This window comes from Paenarthrobacter sp. 10L420, assembly GCF_056395385.1.
Map to the genome: position 1 here is coordinate 34469 of NZ_JBFTJK010000004.1, position 17356 is coordinate 51824.

Genomic DNA, 17356 nt, shown 5'->3' on the forward strand with positions numbered 1-17356 from the left:
GCCCCACCGGCTCCTGCCGGTCACTGCATGCGAAGGAGCACGCCATGAGCTTGAACGGCAAGGTTGCAATCGTCACGGGGAGCGGACAGGGTCTTGGACTCGCTTACGCACGGGAACTCGCCCGCCAGGGTGCCGCCGTCGTGGTCAATGACGTGAACGCTGAGACCGCCGCAGAAGCAGTGGCGCTGATTGAGGCCGACGGCGGCCGGGCCACCGCCGTCGTGGTTCCGGTGGGCACCACGGATGCTGCGAAGGCGCTGGTCGCTGGAGCTGTTGAGGCCTTTGGACGGCTGGACATCCTGGTCACCAACGCTGGCATCCTGCGGGACAAGAGCCTGTTGAAGATGACCGACGAGGACTTCGACCTGGTCATCAACGTCCACTTGAAGGGCACGTTCACGTGCGTGCGTGAGGCGTTCGCGTACTTCAAGGAAAACAACGTTTCGGGCCGCATCGTCACCATAGGTTCACCCACGGGCCAGCGTGGGAACTTCGGCCAGACCAACTACGCCGCGGCCAAGGCCGGGATCGTGGGGATGGTCCGGACGTGGGCCCTTGAAATGAAAAAGGCGGGAGTCACAGTGAACAGCGTGATCCCTGTGGCGGCGACTGCGATGACCAAGACGGTTCCCTACTTCCAGAAGGCCGTGGAGGCCGAGGAACGCGGCGAGGCCATGCCGTCCTTCTTCCGTCACGACCTCGGATTCGGCACCGCCGACGACGTCGCTGGGCTTATTGCCTTCCTCGCCTCGGACGAAGCTTCCGGGATTACCGGGCAGGCGATCGGCGCCGGCGGTGACCGGCTGCAGGTCTGGACGCACCCGACGGCGGCCAGCACCAAATACCGCGACGGCGGTTGGAGCTATGAAGCCCTCCGCGAAAACGCCGGGTCCCTCTTTCGAGCGGACGTCCTGCAGAGCTACGGTGAGGAATTCCTGCCGCTGCCTGAAGAACTCCGGCCCGAGCCTGCGGTTGTAACTGCTTAGGGCCCCGCTGATCATGGCCGACCGTTACGAACTTGGCATCGACGCATCCACGGTGGATGCGATCGACATGCACGTCCATGTGGAGGTGGACAGTTGCGGGCACGGATCCCTGCCGGACGCGCTGACTGAGGCGTCGGCGAAGTACTTCAAAGCGGAGGATCGAACACCGTCCCTGGACCGGATCGCGGAGGTGTACCGCGAACTGAACATGGCCGCCGTCGTCTTTACGGTCGACGCACGGACCCAGCTCAAGCATGAGCCCAACAGCATCCCGGAACTGATTGCCGGTGCTGCCCGGAACAATGATGTGCTGATTCCGTTCGGCAGCGTGGACCCCCGTACGGGGGAGGATGCGATCACCGGTGCGAAGCATCAGGCCATTGAGCTTGGCGCCCGCGGTTTCAAGTTCCACCCCTCGTTGCAGGGCTTCGATCCGTCCAGTGAACAGTTCTACCCTCTCTGGGAAACGCTCCAGGAACTTGGGCTGCCCTGTATTTTCCATACCGGGCAGAACGGCATGGGCGCGGGGCTCCCCGGCGGGTATGGCATCAAGTTGGCATTCTCGAATCCGCTGCTGCTCGACTCTGTGGCCGCGGACTTCCCTGGCCTGCCGATCATCATGGCCCACCCCTCGGTGCCGTGGCAGGAGGAGGCGAACTCGATTGCGACGCACAAGTCCAACGTGTTCATCGACCTTTCCGGGTGGTCGCCCAAATACTTCCCGGAGTCGCTGGTCCGGCTGTCCAATTCTGTGCTGCAGGACAAGGTGCTGTTCGGAACGGACTTCCCGCTGATCACCCCGCAAAAATGGCTCGGAGCGTTCGCCGACCTGCCACTGAAGGACGAAGTCCGGCCGAAGATCCTCAAGGGCAACGCCGTCCGGCTGCTCGGGCTGGGTGGCTGAGATGAGGGCGAGTGCTGTGGAACAGCGGCTCTACTCCGCAGCGGACTGGTATGACGCCGAGTCACTGTTGTCTGCTGACGAGCGTCAGGTGCTATCCCGGTTGCGGGACTTCCTGGACATCGAGGCCAAGCCCCTGCTGGCTGAGTATTGGGAACGGGGCGAGTTCCCGGAGCAGTTGGCGCAGCCCCTGATCGATCTGAACCTCATGGAACCTTTTGCGTCGCCTGCGCGTGGGATCTACCACGGCTTCCGGATCTTCGAGCTCGCACGTTCGGACGCTTCGTTGGCCACGTGGTACACGGCCCAGGCTGGGCTCTTCCGAACCGCGATCCAAGTGGGTGCCTCTGAGGAGCAGCAGCGCGAATGGCTACCCAAGGTCATCGAATTCTCGCTCAAAGGCGTGTTCTCCCTGACCGAACCGGACCACGGCTCGGACATCGCCGGCGGACTCTCCACTACAGCCCGTTTCGAAGCAGTCGCCGACGGCGGCGCTGGCCCCGATGGCGGAGCTGACGACGGCGGCTATTGGGTTCTGGACGGGGCCAAACGTTGGATCGGGGGAGCCTCCACAGCTGACGTGCTGTGCGTGTTCGCGCGCGATGTCAGGGATGGACAGATCAAGTCGTTCCTCGTGGACCGGGCCGCGCCAGGCGTCACCGTGGAGAAGATCCATGGCAAGACGGCGCTGAGAATGATGCAGAACGCACACATTACCCTCGAACGCGTGCGGGTTCCTGAGGCCACGCGCCTGCAGAACGTGAACTCGTTTAAGGACGTCGCCGCCATGCTCCGGGCTATGCGTTCGGATGTTGCATGGATCGCCACCGGCATCCAAGCCGGAGCGTTCGAAGCAGCGTTGGCCTACGTCAACGAACGTCAACAGTTCGGCCGTTCCCTAGGCTCGTTCCAGCTGATCCAGGAAAAGCTTGCCAGGATGCTGGGCAATATCACGGCGTCCATCTCGCTCGTAATCCGGTTGACCGAACAGCAAGCCCTCGGTATGTACAGGGACCAGGACTCGGCCTTGGCAAAGATGCAGACCAGCCTGATGATGCGCGAAACCGTCGCGTTGGCCCGCGAAGTGGTGGGCGGTAACGGCATCACGCTCGCCGCCGACGTCGCGCGTTTCCACGCCGATGCGGAAGCCGTCTATTCCTACGAGGGCACCCACGATATCAACGCCCTCATCGTCGGCCGCGCCCTTACCGGCGTCAGCGCCTTTACGCACTAACACACACCTCACCAAGGAGGCAACAATGCCCAATCTCGTCGTCGATTTCGAGACCCTGCTTACTATGTCGGGAAAGGATCTCGGCACTACCGATTACCGCGAGATCACCCAGCAGCAGATCAGCCTGTTCGCCGACGCCACCGACGATCAGCAGTGGATCCACGTCGATCCTGAGCGCGCCAAGGATGGCCCCTTCGGCGCCCCGATCGCCCATGGATTCCTCACTTTGTCCCTGATCATCCCGTTCTGGAGTGAGCTTTTCGACGTCGACGGCGTCACCACCAAAGTGAACTACGGCCTGGACAAGGTCCGCTTCACTTCACCGGTGAAGGTCGGCTCGAAGGTCCGCATGAACGGCAGCATCGGCGAGGTCACCGAAGTCAAGGGCGGCGCCCAGATCAAAGTCAACGCCACCATCGAGATCGAAGGCCAGGAACGCCCCGCCGTCGTAGCCGAATTCCTGGCCCGCTTCTACAAGTAAACCCCTTTCAATAGACCCACCCCTCCTCTCCCAAGGAACAGCCATGTCAGGACACACTGCACTCGCCACTCCGAGCACGGCCGCGAAGCGCAAAGAAGCGCGTACGGTCATTTTGTCCAGCTATCTGGGCAGCACCATCGAGTTCTACGACTTCCTGCTGTACGCAACTGCCGCTGCGGTCGCTTTCCCCAAAGTCTTCTTCGCGGGCACTGATGAGTGGGTTGGCGTCGTAGCCGCCTACGCTACTTTCGCCGCCGGCTATGTTGCGCGGCCCCTGGGTGGCATCATCTTCGGACACTTCGGAGACCGGATCGGCCGGAAGGGAATGCTCATCGTCTCCATGGCGATGATGGGCATCGCCTCTACCCTGATCGGCCTGATCCCTGGCGCGAGCATCATAGGTCCGTGGGGAGCTGTGATCCTGGTGGTCCTGCGCGTGTGCCAAGGTATCGCCGTCGGCGGTGAATGGGGTGGGGCTGCGCTGATGGCGTTGGAACACTCCGACCCCAAGCGGCGCGGCTTCGCAGCATCGTTCGTCAACGCGGGCGCGCCAACAGGGGCGGTACTGGGCACTATGGTCATGGGTATCTTCTCGGCGCTTCCGCAGGATGCGTTCCTGGCATGGGGGTGGCGCGTGCCATTCCTGTTGTCCTTCGTGCTGCTGATCGTTGGCATGTTCGTGCGGCTGCGGGTCTCCGAGAGCCCCATCTTTGCTGAAGCCGTGGCCAAGGAGGGGGCCCAAAGCACCAAACGCAAGATCCCGTTGCTGGAAGTGCTGCGTCGCCCGAAGGCCCTCATCATGATCATGTTCGCAGGTGCCGCCGGCTTCGGCCTCCAAGTTGTGCTGCCTACCTTCTCGATCACATATGCAGTCTCCAAGGGCGCACCGCAGCAAGGCGTTCTTTATGCCTTCGCAGGAGCCTCCGCCATCTCCATCGTGTTTGTGCTCCTGGGCGGCAGAATGTCGGACCGCTTCGGGCGCAGGCCAATCATGGTCACAGGGTTGACACTCTTTATCCTCTACCTGTTCCCGATGTTCGGCATGCTCAGCTCCGGCAACATCGCCTTGATCTTCCTGGCTTTTACGGTGGCACTCATTCTGCACTCGTCCCTGTACGGGCCACTTGCAGCATTCGTCTCCGAGCAGTTCGGAACCACCAACAGATACACGGGTGCCGCCGTCGGCTACCAGTTGGCGACCTTGATCGGTGCGGGTTTCACCCCGGGCATCGTGGCTGGCCTTTACAAGGATTCTGCACAGAGCATTCTCCCCGTGGTGGTCTTCCTCTCCGTCATGTCGCTCGTCTCGATTGTGTTCATCCTGCTAACGCGGGAATCTAAGAACAACGACCTCACCTCGGTCAGTTAGGAGCACCGCACCATGGACAACAACGGAGTTGGATCCTGGCTGCACCGTCGCCGTGCCAAGTCGGGTCCCAAAACGGCCCTCGTTTCCGGGGATCGCATCCTGAGTTACACGGAGCTCGCCGACCGCACCGATTGCCTCGCCAACGCCCTGAACGAAAGAGGTGTGGTCATGGGCGACAGAGTGGCCTACCTCGGTGAGAACCATTCGTCGTTTGTTGAGACCTTCTTCGCTTGCGGGCTGCTCGGTGCGATTTTCGTCCCGCTGAACACCCGCCTCGCCGCCCCTGAGCTGCAGTTCCAACTTCAGGATTCAGGAGCACGGGTCCTGATCAGCGCCGGGGCGCTTGAAGCGGTGGCCGCTGCCTCGGTGGAGGACACTGCGGTGACACACCGGCTTGTAGTGCTGCCCGACGCCGGAACCCAAGCTGCCGCGGTCAAGCCGCCATCCGGCGTCGAAAGTTATGACGAGGTACTTTCAGCGGCAGCCGGGACTTTGCTTGATGTAGCCGTGAGCCTGGACGACCCGGCGATGATCCTCTACACCTCCGGAACCACGGGCAAGCCCAAAGGCGCACTCCTCACGCACGGAAACATCACATGGAACTGTTTCAACACCGTGGTGGACATGGACCTGAGCAAGAACGACGTCGCGCTGATGATTTCACCCCTGTTTCACGTTGCCTCCCTGGATATGGGCCTGCTGCCGATGCTGCTCAAAGGTGCCACAGTGGTGCTCGAAACCAAGTTCGACGCCGGCCGCGTCCTCAAACTGATCGGGCAGCACAAAGTCACCACGCTCAATGGCGTGCCCACCACGTTCCAGATGCTCTGCGACCATCCCGAATGGTCGACGGCGGACCTCACTTCCCTGGACAAGCTCACCTGTGGAGGGTCTGCTGTTCCACAGCGCGTGTTGGACGCGTATGAGGAGCGGGGCATTGGTTTCACGAGTTGCTACGGCATGACCGAGACTGCCCCAGGCGCCACGATGCTCCCAGCCTCGAGGTCCAAGGAGAAAGCCGGTTCCGCAGGCCTGCCGCACTTCTTCACCGACGTCCGGATTGCCGACCCGATGGGTGGGCTCGCTCTTCCCGGTGCAGTGGGGGAGATCCAGATTTCCGGGCCAAATGTCATCAAAGAGTATTGGAACAGGCCTGAAGCCACGGCTGATAGTTACTCTGATTCGCTGTGGTTCCGTTCAGGGGACATGGGCTTCCAGGACGACGAAGGCTTCTTGTTCGTCTCGGACCGCATCAAGGACATGATCATTTCCGGTGGCGAGAACATCTATCCGGCCGAGGTGGAAGCCGCGATCGCGGAACTCCCGGAGGTGGGGAGTGTGGCGGTCATTGGGATGGCCGACCCGAAATGGGGCGAGGTTCCCCGCGCCATCGTGACACTGCTGGAAGGTGCTTCCCTGACGGAGGAGCAGCTGCGCTCGCATCTTGAAGGACGGCTTGCCCGCTACAAGATCCCCAAGTCCGTGGTTTTCGTTGAGGAAATGCCGCGGACTGCCAGCGGGAAGATTCGCAAGGTGGAGCTCAAGAAGCAGTTCGCGTCCTGAGCCCCGGTTCTTCTCTCACGTCCTGCCGTGTTTTGGCGGTTCTTCTCTCACGTCCTGCCGTGTTTTGCCGGTTCTTCTCTCACGTCCTGCGGCTAATCCATGGATGGGATTACTTTTGCTCCGGGATCCAATACGGCGCGTCTACGCCGGCGCCGGTGAGGTTATCGCAGCGAACAAGTTGCGTGCCGATCCGTTCGAGGAGGCAGTTGACGTAGATTGTGGGGGTTTTGTCCTCGGGGACGTCCGCGGTTGCCTGCCCTTGGGACAGAAAAACGAACGGGACAAAGAGTAGGGCGAGGCAAAGACGCCGGGCTGGGCTAGCAGGTTCACGCATGGCAAGAGTCCTTTGAGTGGTGCTTGTGGGTAACTCCACTCTGCGTCGTGCCCTCACACCGGGGCATCCGGACTTCACCCTTAAACTCACCGCAAATACCCTCGGATCTACCCCATGGGTCAGCAAGGTGCGAAGCTTGAACGGTGGCTACTAGGGCCAAATCCAACGGACCTGCTCTGGTGGGCCGGGAGGATGAACTGGCTGAACTCGAGGGCATGGTCGACGCCGTGCGCGCTGGAGCGTCCAGGACGTTTATCGTGTCCGGCGACGCGGGTGTAGGTAAGACAGCATTGGTAGGACAGATCTGTGCCACGGCTTCCCTGGATGTACTTGTTCTCAGTGGGGCAGCATTGCCGCTGACGACACTTAAAGTGCCATTTCAAGCCCTTCGTTCGGCCTTCCACGGTGCTGCCCAGCTGGGGACGCCAGTGCCCTTCAGCAGTAACGCAATGGTCGAAGCACGGGTGGACAGTCCGCTTTTCGTTGACGAGTGGCTGACCACGCTCAGCAGTTCCAGACCCGTGCTCCTGGTGATCGATGATCTTCAGTGGTCCGACCCACAAACACTGGATATCCTGATGTTCCTCATCGCGGGGCCCGCAGACCGTTCGTTGGGCATTGTGGCCACTGTCCGTTCGGACATCCCGACGGAAAACCAGCCTCTTGAGCGATGGATGACGGACATCCGCCGGCTGCCGAGCGTGGAACTCGTGACACTTCGGCCTCTGGACAGGCCGGCAACTGCTACCCAAATCTCCCGGCTGCTGGGTGTGCCTCCGCCCCAGTCCCTGGTTACGGATGTGTACGCACACTCCGCCGGAAACCCTTACTTCACCCGCCTCCTGATCGAGGGCATGAGAGCCAACGGCAGGCGGTTCGAGGACGGCTTTCCGCCGGATCTAAGGGGTGCCGTCCTCAGATCCTGGAAGGGCCTACCTAAAGCTGCGCAACAACTGACCCGGATTCTGGCTATTGCCGGACGATCGGTAGACGCTGCTGAACTACGCACGGTTGCCAGGGGAACTATCGCCCAGGAAACAGTTTTGCCTATGCTGCAGACAGCTGCGACCGCGGGGATCGTGGACCTGCTGCCAGACGGCACTTACTGGTTTCACCATCCACTCATCGCGGAGATGCTCGAGCAGGGCATGGACGGCGAGGAGAGGCGCTCTTGGCATTCAGCTTTTGCCGATGCTTATGAGAACTCCTTGTCATTGGGACTACAGCGTACTTCCGGGACGATCGCCTCCTTGGCCGAACACCACTACCACGCTGAACGATGGGCGTCCGCCTATCAATGGACTCTTCGTGCAGCCACGGAACATGTCCACCTCGGAAACTGGGGTGATGCCCTGCGAATGTTCCGTAGGGCAGTGGAGCTCACGGACAAAGCGGGCATGGTGCCGGAGATTCTCCGTGAACTTTGGGGCCAGGTGCGGAACGCCGCATTCCGTTCCGGTGACCAGACAGCTGAACTTGAGGCTTTGGAGTCGTTGATCTCGCTCACCGAACCCACGGCCGAACCCTTGGAAACGGCTGCTTGGCTGGTGAGGCGGATGCATCTGTCCATGTCAACAGGAAGGTCCTTCTTTGACGTGGCGGAGATGGAACGGGCCGTTCAGCTTTCGGCAGCTGATCCTCAAAGCTGGCAGTATGCGTTGGCTTTAGCAGAGCGTACGCACGCCGCACTCTGGCTTGATCGCGCTGGCGGAGCCGAAAGCGCGGCACAGGCGCTTACACTTGCCCGCCTGACGAAAAACCCCATAGCCATGTCCTACGCGCTGACAGCCGCCTCAATGGTGGAGCTCTTCGCCAAGCACCCGGAGGAGGCCTTCAACCTGGCCAAAACTGCAGCGGACGAGGCGCTCCTGGCCAGGGATTACTGGGGGTACCTCCATGCCGTTGCTTGGCTTGCCAACTCGCAGGAGAGCTGGATCAGCCAAGAGTACGCGGACGTTCTTCACATTGCCCGGGAGGAATTGGCCAGGCACGAGGCTCCCCACTCCTACATCTCCAAGATCGCAGCGGACGAAGCGGCCAGCTTCCTCGGCATCGGTTCTTGGCGCCAGGCCCAGGCAGCCTTGCGGATCGCCATCAGGCTGGACCCTGGCCCTATGGGGGATGTGAGCGCCCGATTGACGGCGGCACGGCTGGATGCCTTGCAAGGGCGGACGCAGGATGCTTTTGTCCATTTAGCCCGCGCTGAAGAAGTGAATGGCAACACTGAGGCCTATCTCAACCTCAACTTCGCCGCAATCCGTTCAGAGGTCAATGCTCTTGACGGCCAGCCGGCTGCTTCGCTTGAGGCCGCGATGACTGGCGCCCTGCGCCCAGGGCCGCCGCCTACCATGTGCGAATGGTTGCTGCCCCTGGCAGCCAGGGCACTTGCCGATCTCATGCAAAAGGCAAAAGACGAAGGAAAACCAACAGCTGGGTTGCTTTCCGAAATGGTCCAATTGGAGGAGCGGTTTCCTCATGTTTTCAACGAATCGGGAGAACAATCGGAGCTGTATCAACGCCAAGTATTTGCCTTCGAAAGCCTCTATGCCGCGGAACTTGGCCGTGCACGGGGAGATCACGCCAATGCCGATGCTTGGATTCACACTGCAGATGCCTGCAGGGACGCTTCCCTGGCTTGGGAACATGCCTATGCATGCCAACGCGCCGCCGAATCGCTCCTCCTGCAGGGCCACAGCGCCAAGGCCCAAGCCTCGCAGATCCTCCGCAGGGGACTTCAACTGGCGCGCGATCTTCAAGCCGTTCCCGTGCAGAGAGTTTTGGAGCAACTCGCTGACCAAGCCAAGATCTCGCTAACGCCCATCACACGGCCCAACCCTGAAGTCAGCAACCGCCATGGGTTGACGGCACGGGAGGCAACCATCCTCGACTATGTCGTCGCAGGCAGAACCTACAGGGAGATTGCTGAATCGTTGTTTATCAGCGAGAAAACGGTGAGTTCGCACATTTCCAGTCTCCTGCGGAAAACCGGCGCCTCCAATAAGTTTGATCTGGCACGGCGGGAGCGTAAGAAATCTGACGGATGACGTACGACGACGGCGCGTGGCTAGTGCCGCCGTCGAACCTCAATGGGAGTTCCATTAGAGAACATAGGCCGGAAAGGGCCGATATGTGAGAGAGCATGCCTCAAAATCGGCAGTTATGTGAGAGAACGTTGGGTTAAAAGGGTTGGTATGTGAGAGAGGGCTTGGGGCGACATAATCCGCCCCCGAACTAAATCCCGGTTAATTTTGTCCGTTGACCTGCATAAATACCGCGGAGAGCACTACGATGAGCAACGACTCATCACTGAGTTTGGTCTCATTGCATCATTCACACCTAACCCCGGGGGAACACCGTGAGTTACCAGCAACAGCCACAGCACACCCAGCCGTATGGCGCACAGGCCGGCGAACCGCCGCTGTGGGCTCCCTACTATGGCGCACCCATTGGCGCCGCTGTAAAGCGTTTCTTCAAGAAGTACACCGCCTTCACTGGCCGCGCGAGCCGCAGCGAATACTGGTGGGTGGCCCTCGCTTTGGGTGTCATCGGCCTCGTGCTTGAGTTCATTTTCCTTGGCCTGGGCACTGCTGGCGCAACCGTTTCAGCTGACGGAACATTAGTGCCTGGAGGTGGCTTTGTCGTGGGCATAATTTTGCTCGTCATTTTCGGCCTGGCAACGATCATTCCGTCCATTGCGCTGATCGTCCGCCGCCTGCACGATGGCAACTTCAGCGGCTGGCTCGCCCTCATCGGTCTGGTTCCCTTCGTGGGTGGACTGGGCCTGCTGGTACTGATGCTCCTCCCGTCCAACCCGGCCGGCCAGCGCTTCGACCAGCCCAGCGGTTTCTAGCAGTTCATGCACCCATAAGCACCATCTAAAAGGGGCGGCACGCCAAGTGCCGCCCCTTTTCATTCCCCAACGCAGAGGCCCCCAACGAGGAGTTCCCATGTCCACGAACACAACTCCGAAAAACATCAGACGTTGCGCCGTCATAGGCGGCGGGATTATCGGCGTGGCTGTGGCCCGGGAACTGGCCAAGAAACTCGACGGCGTCCAGGTCACGGTTTACGAGAAGGAAGACCAGCTCGGCAAGCACCAGACCGGCCACAACTCTGGTGTAGTCCATGCGGGCCTGTACTACGAGCCTGGCGGGCTGAAGGCAACGCTCTGCCGCCGGGGAGTTGCCCTGCTTCAGGAATTCTGCGCCGCCAAGGATCTGCCGTACGAGGCCTGCGGGAAGGTGGTGATCGCGCAGACCGCCGAAGAATCGAAACGACTGGAGAACATCTTCGCGCGGGCAACGGCCAATGGAGTGCCGGGCGCACGCATGCTGCGCGGTGATCAAATACGGGAGGTGGAGCCGAACGCCGTCGGGCTTTCTGCCTTGCACTCGCCGGAAACAGCGATCGTGGACTACAGGGCCATCACCAATGCGCTCGCCGACGACGTTCGTGACGCAGGCGGGCAGATCCGGCTTGGGCAGGAAGTCACCTCGCTGGAACAGCAGGGGAGCGGCGCCGTGGTCCACACGAAGGCTGGAGGCGAACACTACGATCTCGTGGTGGCCTGCGCCGGGCTTCAATCGGACCGGTTGGCGAAAGCGACCGGGGAGTCCGCAACGCCGCGAATCGTTCCGTTCTTTGGGCAATACTTCCTCCTCGGGAAGGAAACCCGCGCACAAGTGAGGGGCTTGATTTATCCTGTGCCGGACCCCAAGCATCCCTTCCTTGGCGTGCACCTGACCAAAAGGATCGACGGCGAAATGATGCTGGGCCCCAACGCATTCATCTCCTTCGGACGCGAGGCCTATTCCTGGAAGGACTTCGATGTGCGCGACGTCCTGAATTACACCCTGTTTCCGGGCTTCTGGAATTTTGCCCGCCAGAATGTACCGTCGGCGGTCCGCGAATTCCAGACCGTCGTCAGTAAGAAGAAGTTCATCAAGGAGGCCGTACGCTTTGTTCCCTCATTGGAGGGTGCCACTATTTTTCCCGGGACGCGCGGTGTCCGTGCCCAAGCCATGAACGCTGACGGTTCACTGGTGGATGATTTTGTGATTTCACGACGCAGGGACACGGTTTTGGTGCGGAATGCACCGTCGCCGGGGGCTACGTCGTCGATGGCGATTGCGGAGTACATCGTGCAGCAGGCTTTGCAGGACTAAGCCCCAACGGGGAAGTTAACAAGCCCGTGACGCCGCAGAAACCAGCCCCACATGACGGCTGGATACCTTTGCCACATGAAAGCATCCTGGTTGGTTCAACAAAGCGCGAAGATCGGCTCCAAGATCGGCCAATGGATTGGGGCCGCATACGTCCTGGATTGTGTGGAACCGGCAAACGATCACGGTGGCCAAGGGGGTCACGGGCGGCCCGCCGATTGGACGTGGCTTCCGGCGCTTAGCGGGGTTACGGTCGCCAGTGCGCAGGCAATTCAATCCCATTCGGGAATGAGCCGCCGTAACCCCTAAAGGTTGGCTTGAAAGCTGCTGAATGTTGTTTTGGGCACACTTTTCGTCTAACGCGGATGCTATGCCCTAAACTGCTTCACTGAGGTGCCTGAAATGGCACTATGCAGCAACGAAAGCGAACCCAATGGCTACTGATTACGACGCGCCCCGCAAGACAGAAGAAGAGACTCCCGCGGACTCGCTTGAGGCTCTTCAGGCGTCCCGCGGCACCGGTGCCCAGACTGCAGTCATCGACATCGACGAAAACGACACCGCGGAAGGCATCGACCTCCCGGGCGCCGATCTTTCCGGTGAAGAACTGACCGTTGTGGTGGTACCAGAACAGTCTGACGAATTCACGTGTTCTTCCTGCTTCCTGGTCCGCCACAGGTCCCAGGTTGCCTTGGAAAAGAACGGCCTTAAGTACTGCAAGGACTGCGAAGGCTAACCCCCAGGCATCGCAAAACGTTCAAGCCCCGTCAGGCCAATGAATGGTCGGATGGGGCTTTTGCGTGTCCGCGACTCTTTGTAACGCCCGGGTATCGTTATCTTCGGTTACGAACCTAGGCATGAAGACCCTCAATGGGGTCCCTGAATCGGCCTAATTGTCCCCTTCCATGACTCTCCTGTGACCACCCCTGAGTCGTTTTAACGGTTGTGCGCCGAAGCGGCCACAACCCATCCAAACCATCCAAGGCGCTCCTACTGTTGAAGTATCAACTTCGCCTGAAGGGGGCACAAAAAATGAGGAAATTTGGAGCGGGTTTGGCAGCAGTCCTTGCGGCTGCCGGACTCGGTCTGGTGGCACCGGGGCCAGCCTCGGCATCACCATATTGCGGGATCATGTGGGGGTCGCTGGCCAAGGCCGACCCCGATATGAGCGCCGCCAACGTCACCAACGTCCGCACGGGCCAGCAGCCCTGCTACGACCGCTTGGTGATTGACATGACCGGCAAGGTGGCCGGCTATTCAGTGCAGTATGTCCCGGTTGTGGTTCAGGATGCCACGGGCTATCCAATCCCCGTGCTCGGTGATGCTGACCTGCAGGTTGTTGTGACAGCGCCTTCATACAACCAGAACGGCCAACTGACGTACGATCCAGCTGCCAAGGCTGAGTTGTCCAACGTTTCCGGGTATGAGACGTTCCGCCAGGTGGTTTACGCGGGCAGCTTCGAAGGCTACACGAGCATCGGTTTGGGTGTCCGTGCCCGGCTTCCGTTCCGCGTTTTCACTTTGGACGGGCCCGACGGCGGTTCGCGCCTTGTGGTGGACGTCGCCCATCGTTGGTAGGAAATCCGCCAAAACCTACGAAAGCTGCCAGTTCGCCCGGATCATTCCGGCGAACTGGCAGCTTTCCAGCGATTTCCCGGCAAGAGCTACTCGGGCACAACCAAGGCAGGGGTGTCCTTACGGATGGTTTCTCCGCGGAAGAAGCCGGGACGGACGCGGGACATGATCAGCATGAACACCGCACCCAGGGCAAGGATTCCGATGCCGAGCACGAACACGAGTCCCACTCCGAAGATCTCCGAGCCACTTCCAAACTCCGGGGCCCAGCTGTCCACCGCGGTCTGCAGGAAGACAACGAACAGGCCGACGCCGCCCAGCAGCGGGCAGAGGAGACGCAGGAAGAAGTTGCGGGCACTGGAGAACACGCTGTTCCGGAAGTACCAGACACACGCGATGGCCGTGAGCCCGTAGTAGAAGCAGATCATCAAGCCCAGTGCCAGGATGGTGTCGTTCAGGACGTTTTCACTGATCACGTGCATCACGGCGTAGAAGCCCGCGGACAGGACGCCGGCCGCGACGGTGGCGAAGCCCGGCGTCGAGAACTTCTTGCTCATGTGGGCGAAGCGCTCGGGCAGGGCGCCATAGTGTGCCATGGCCAGCAGGCTGCGCGATGGTGAAGTGAACGTGGACTGAAGTGATGCGGCCGAGCTCGAGAGGACTGCGAGGGACATGAGGATCGCGAACGGACCCATAACCGGTGAAGCGAGGGCTGTGAACACGTTGGCGCTGTTTTCCTCGTTGTTCAGGCCGACTCCCGTGTCCCCAACGCCTGCGAACATCATGGTGGCGATGGTGACAAGGAGGTAGATGCCCAGCACGATGACGGCGGTCAGCGTGCCTGCGAGGCCGGCGGTCTTCTTCCCGTTGGCGGTTTCCTCGTTCACTGTGAGGCAGACATCCCAGCCCCAGTAAACGAAGATCGACAGGGAGATGCCGGCCGCGATCTGGCCGAAGGTCTCGATCTTGGTGACGTCGAACCAGTCCCAGCTGAAGGGAACGGCAGTCTCGGAGGTGGACCAGTTGGCGAACGCCATGGCCACGAAGAGGCCCAGGACCAGCAACTGGAAGCCCACCAGCCCGTACTGGACGATCTTGGTGGTGTGCAGGCCGCGGTAGCTCACCCACACGGCCAACGCAACGAAGACGAAGCAGGTGGCAACGTTCAGCACCTTGTTCGAGGCAAGGTCCGCGAGTTCGGGGGAGCCCGTAACCTGTGCCAGGAAGAGGTAGAAGAAGTCCACTGCGACGCCTGCCAGGTTGGACAGGACGATGATGTTCGCCGCAAGCAGGCCCCAGCCACCCATCCAACCCACCCAGGGGCCGAAGGCTTTGGTCACCCACGTGAAGGTGGTGCCGCTGTCCGGGGAATCTGCGTTGAGTTCCCGGTATGCCAGTGACACCAGGATCATCGGAATGAACCCGATAAGGAAGATCACGGGCAGTTGCAGCCCTGCTTCGTTGACAGTCGGACCGAGCGCGCTGGTAAGCGTATACGCCGGGGCGATGGTTGAAATGCCAAGAACGACGACGGCGAGGAGCCCCAACTGCCCCGTCTTCAGTCCCTTGCCGCTGATCTCGTGCGACGTGCCGGCCGGGCTGCTGCCTGAGGCCGTGCTACGGATTGTCTGGCTCATGAAAGGCCCTTTCTAGATGGCCGTAGGCTGCTGCTGCGTAATGCAGTGGATACCGCCGCCCCGGGCAAAGAGTTCCCGCGCGTCAACACTGACTACGCGGCGTCCGGGGTAGGCGTCGGCGAGGATGCGGAGTGCTTTCTCGTCCATGGGGTCATTGAAACTGCATGCGATAACCCCTCCGTTGACCACGAGGTGGTTGATGTAGCTGTAGTCCACATATCCTTCGTCGTCGGTAAGGGTTTCCGGGGCGGGAACTTCGATGATGTTCCAGTCCCGGCCTGCTGCGTCATGGGTGGTGCGCAGGAAGTCGATGATTTCCCGGGAGACGTTGTAGTCCGGGTGTTCGGGGTTCTGCTGGGAGTGGACCAGCAGGGTTCCGGGGCTCGGGATCGCTGCCACGATGTCCACGTGGCCGCGGGTGCCGAATTTCTCGGAGTCGCGGGTGAGGCCTCGGGGCAGCCAGATCACATGGGTAGCGCCGATGGTGCGGGCCAGTTCCCCTTCGATGTCCGCCTTGGTCAGGCCCGGGTTGCGGCCTTGGTCAAGCTGGACGGTCTCCGTGACCAGGACGGTGCCTTCGCCGTCAACCTGGATGCCGCCACCCTCGTTGACGATGCCTGAGGGGATGTGGTGGGCATCGGCGCGAGCGCTGATCTCCGCTGCGATGAGGGAATCCTTGTCCCATGCAGCCCAATCCTGGCCGCCCCATCCGTTGAAGATCCAGTCCACGGCACCCAGCTGCTTGTTGGCATCAAGCACGAAGGACGGCCCGATGTCCCGCATCCAGGCATCGTTGAGTTCAGCGGTTAGTACCTCGACGCGAGGGTCCAGGTAACGCGCGGCGGTGTCGACGTCGTCGGGGTGTACCACCATGGTGACCGGCTCGAACTCAAGGATGGCGTTGGCAACGGCAGCCCACGTGGACCGCGCAGCGTGGGCCTCTTCCTCCGTGTCGCCCAAGGTGTAGCCACCAGTGGGGAAGGCCATCCAGACACGATCCTGGGGTGCGGTCTCGGACGGCATCCGCCAGGCGCTCATGCGGATACAGCCTGGTACGGCGTGGCTTCGGCCGTGGAGCCGAGCGGGGCGTTGGGGTTCACGGGTTCCGTGAGGCGGCCGTACGTGTCCGGGCGGCGGGTGGCCAGGAATGGGAAGAGAGTGAGCCAGTCCTTGCGCTGGTCCAGGTCGAGGTCGGCCACAAGGACGGCGGATTCGTCGCGGGGTGCCTGGACCAGGATGCGGCCGTAGGGATCGGAGATGAAGGATGAACCATAGAAGTTCAGGGTGCCCTCACTGCCGTAGCGGTTGGGGGCAATCATGAAGAGGCCGTTGGCGATGGCGTTGCCCACGATGACCTGCTGCCAGAGCGGTTGGGTGTCGAAGTCGGGGTGGTCCGGTTCGGAACCAATGGCAGTGGGGTAGACCAGGATTTCGGCCCCACCCAGGGAGTACATACGGGCCAGCTCCGGGAACCATTCATCCCAGCAGGTGGGCATGCCCAGGCGTGCGCCGCCGAGTTCGGCAGGAGCGTGGACGGCGTACGCATCTTCGGCGGGCGGGCCCTTACGGAAGAACTTGTCCTCGTAGTAGCCGGCTGTGACGGGGATGTGCAGCTTGTGGGTACGGGCCACGAGCTCGCCAGCGGGGGAGACGAGGATCGCGGTGTTCAGTCCCAAGCCGTCATCCGAGCCGTCTGGGTTTTCAGCACGCTGGTAGAGCGATGCGTGCACCGAGACGCCGTACGTCCTGGCAGCCGCTGCGGCGAACGTGAAAGTGGGGCCCGTCAGCAGGTCTTCGGTGATGTCTGAAGGGCGGATACCTGCGGCCGGGTTGTTCTCCGGCCGGGTATCTGCGGGGTAGCGGGAGAGCGTCAGTTCAGGCAGGAAAACAACACTGGCTCCCAGCTTGGCTGCGCGTTCGATTCCCTCGTTCAGTTCGGCATGCAGGACTGCTTCATCAGCGTGCCAGCGGTGCTGAACGACGCCGACCCGCAGCGGGGTGCGGGTGGACGGCTCGGTGCGGGCCAAGGAAGTCGGGGCTTCGAGGCGGGTAATTTCAATCATGGGGGCATGTACTCCGGTGAGACGACAGTCACTAAATGAATAGCGTTCATT

At 61.2% G+C, this 17356-nt stretch carries 15 protein-coding genes; 11 read left to right on the top strand and 4 right to left on the bottom strand.

The genetic code is table 11. The features are described 5' to 3' along the window. Positions 1-44: 44 nt before the first annotated feature. The 6 genes from AC1DD5_RS08575 to AC1DD5_RS08600 are packed head-to-tail and all read left to right on the top strand — an operon-like array spanning position 45 to position 6534. Positions 45-986, top strand: a complete 942-nt coding sequence (locus AC1DD5_RS08575; RefSeq protein ID WP_477518036.1) for an SDR family NAD(P)-dependent oxidoreductase — start codon at positions 45-47, stop codon at positions 984-986. A 13-nt stretch (positions 987-999) separates the two neighbouring features. Further along, complete coding sequence (locus AC1DD5_RS08580; RefSeq protein ID WP_477518037.1) at positions 1000-1890, top strand: amidohydrolase family protein; 891 nt, start codon at positions 1000-1002, stop codon at positions 1888-1890. A 1-nt stretch (position 1891) separates the two neighbouring features. Continuing rightward, on the top strand, positions 1892-3121 hold the full coding sequence (locus AC1DD5_RS08585) for an acyl-CoA dehydrogenase family protein (RefSeq protein WP_477518038.1): 1230 nt from the start codon (positions 1892-1894) through the stop codon (positions 3119-3121). A 25-nt stretch (positions 3122-3146) separates the two neighbouring features. Continuing rightward, on the top strand, positions 3147-3602 hold the full coding sequence (locus AC1DD5_RS08590) for a MaoC family dehydratase (RefSeq protein WP_477518039.1): 456 nt from the start codon (positions 3147-3149) through the stop codon (positions 3600-3602). A gap of 43 nt (positions 3603-3645) precedes the next feature. Beyond that, positions 3646-4971 carry an MFS transporter gene (locus tag AC1DD5_RS08595; protein ID WP_442006881.1) on the top strand — a complete coding sequence of 442 codons (1326 nt, stop codon included), beginning with the start codon at positions 3646-3648 and terminating at the stop codon, positions 4969-4971. A gap of 12 nt (positions 4972-4983) precedes the next feature. Next, the gene (locus tag AC1DD5_RS08600) at positions 4984-6534 is read left to right on the top strand and encodes an acyl-CoA synthetase (RefSeq protein WP_477521141.1); all 1551 of its coding nucleotides are present in this window, start codon (positions 4984-4986) and stop codon (positions 6532-6534) included. A 109-nt stretch (positions 6535-6643) separates the two neighbouring features. On the opposite strand, the gene AC1DD5_RS08605 is transcribed toward AC1DD5_RS08600, so the two are convergent. Further along, positions 6644-6868: a hypothetical protein gene (locus AC1DD5_RS08605; protein ID WP_477518041.1), complete on the bottom strand. Its 225-nt coding sequence runs from the start codon at positions 6866-6868 to the stop codon at positions 6644-6646. 143 nt (positions 6869-7011) lie between these two features. Here AC1DD5_RS08605 and AC1DD5_RS08610 point away from each other — a divergent pair, with 143 nt between their 5' ends. From AC1DD5_RS08610 to AC1DD5_RS08630, 5 genes are all read left to right on the top strand, one after another. After that, positions 7012-9912 (top strand): helix-turn-helix transcriptional regulator, encoded by a 2901-nt coding sequence (locus tag AC1DD5_RS08610; protein ID WP_477518042.1) that lies wholly within the window; start codon positions 7012-7014, stop codon positions 9910-9912. Positions 9913-10223: 311 nt separating this feature from the next. After that, complete coding sequence (locus AC1DD5_RS08615; RefSeq protein ID WP_477518043.1) at positions 10224-10718, top strand: DUF805 domain-containing protein; 495 nt, start codon at positions 10224-10226, stop codon at positions 10716-10718. A 97-nt stretch (positions 10719-10815) separates the two neighbouring features. Continuing rightward, complete coding sequence (lhgO, locus tag AC1DD5_RS08620; RefSeq protein ID WP_477518044.1) at positions 10816-12033, top strand: L-2-hydroxyglutarate oxidase; 1218 nt, start codon at positions 10816-10818, stop codon at positions 12031-12033. Positions 12034-12463: 430 nt separating this feature from the next. Next, positions 12464-12766, top strand: a complete 303-nt coding sequence (locus AC1DD5_RS08625; RefSeq protein WP_216926976.1) for a DUF4193 domain-containing protein — start codon at positions 12464-12466, stop codon at positions 12764-12766. A gap of 296 nt (positions 12767-13062) precedes the next feature. Continuing rightward, positions 13063-13608, top strand: a complete 546-nt coding sequence (locus AC1DD5_RS08630; RefSeq protein WP_477518045.1) for an AMIN-like domain-containing (lipo)protein — start codon at positions 13063-13065, stop codon at positions 13606-13608. Positions 13609-13694: 86 nt separating this feature from the next. Here AC1DD5_RS08630 and AC1DD5_RS08635 read toward each other — a convergent pair whose 3' ends face one another. Genes AC1DD5_RS08635 through AC1DD5_RS08645 form a run of 3 tightly spaced genes read right to left on the bottom strand, consistent with a single transcriptional unit; the run spans position 13695 to position 17305 of the window. After that, on the bottom strand, positions 13695-15242 hold the full coding sequence (locus AC1DD5_RS08635; protein ID WP_477518046.1) for an APC family permease: 1548 nt from the start codon (positions 15240-15242) through the stop codon (positions 13695-13697). Between the two features lie 12 nt (positions 15243-15254). Then, positions 15255-16280 (bottom strand): agmatine deiminase family protein, encoded by a 1026-nt coding sequence (locus AC1DD5_RS08640; RefSeq protein WP_477518047.1) that lies wholly within the window; start codon positions 16278-16280, stop codon positions 15255-15257. Then, complete coding sequence (locus AC1DD5_RS08645; RefSeq protein ID WP_477518048.1) at positions 16277-17305, bottom strand: nitrilase-related carbon-nitrogen hydrolase; 1029 nt, start codon at positions 17303-17305, stop codon at positions 16277-16279. The genes AC1DD5_RS08640 and AC1DD5_RS08645 overlap by 4 nt, the downstream gene beginning before the upstream one ends. Positions 17306-17356 lie beyond the last annotated feature (51 nt).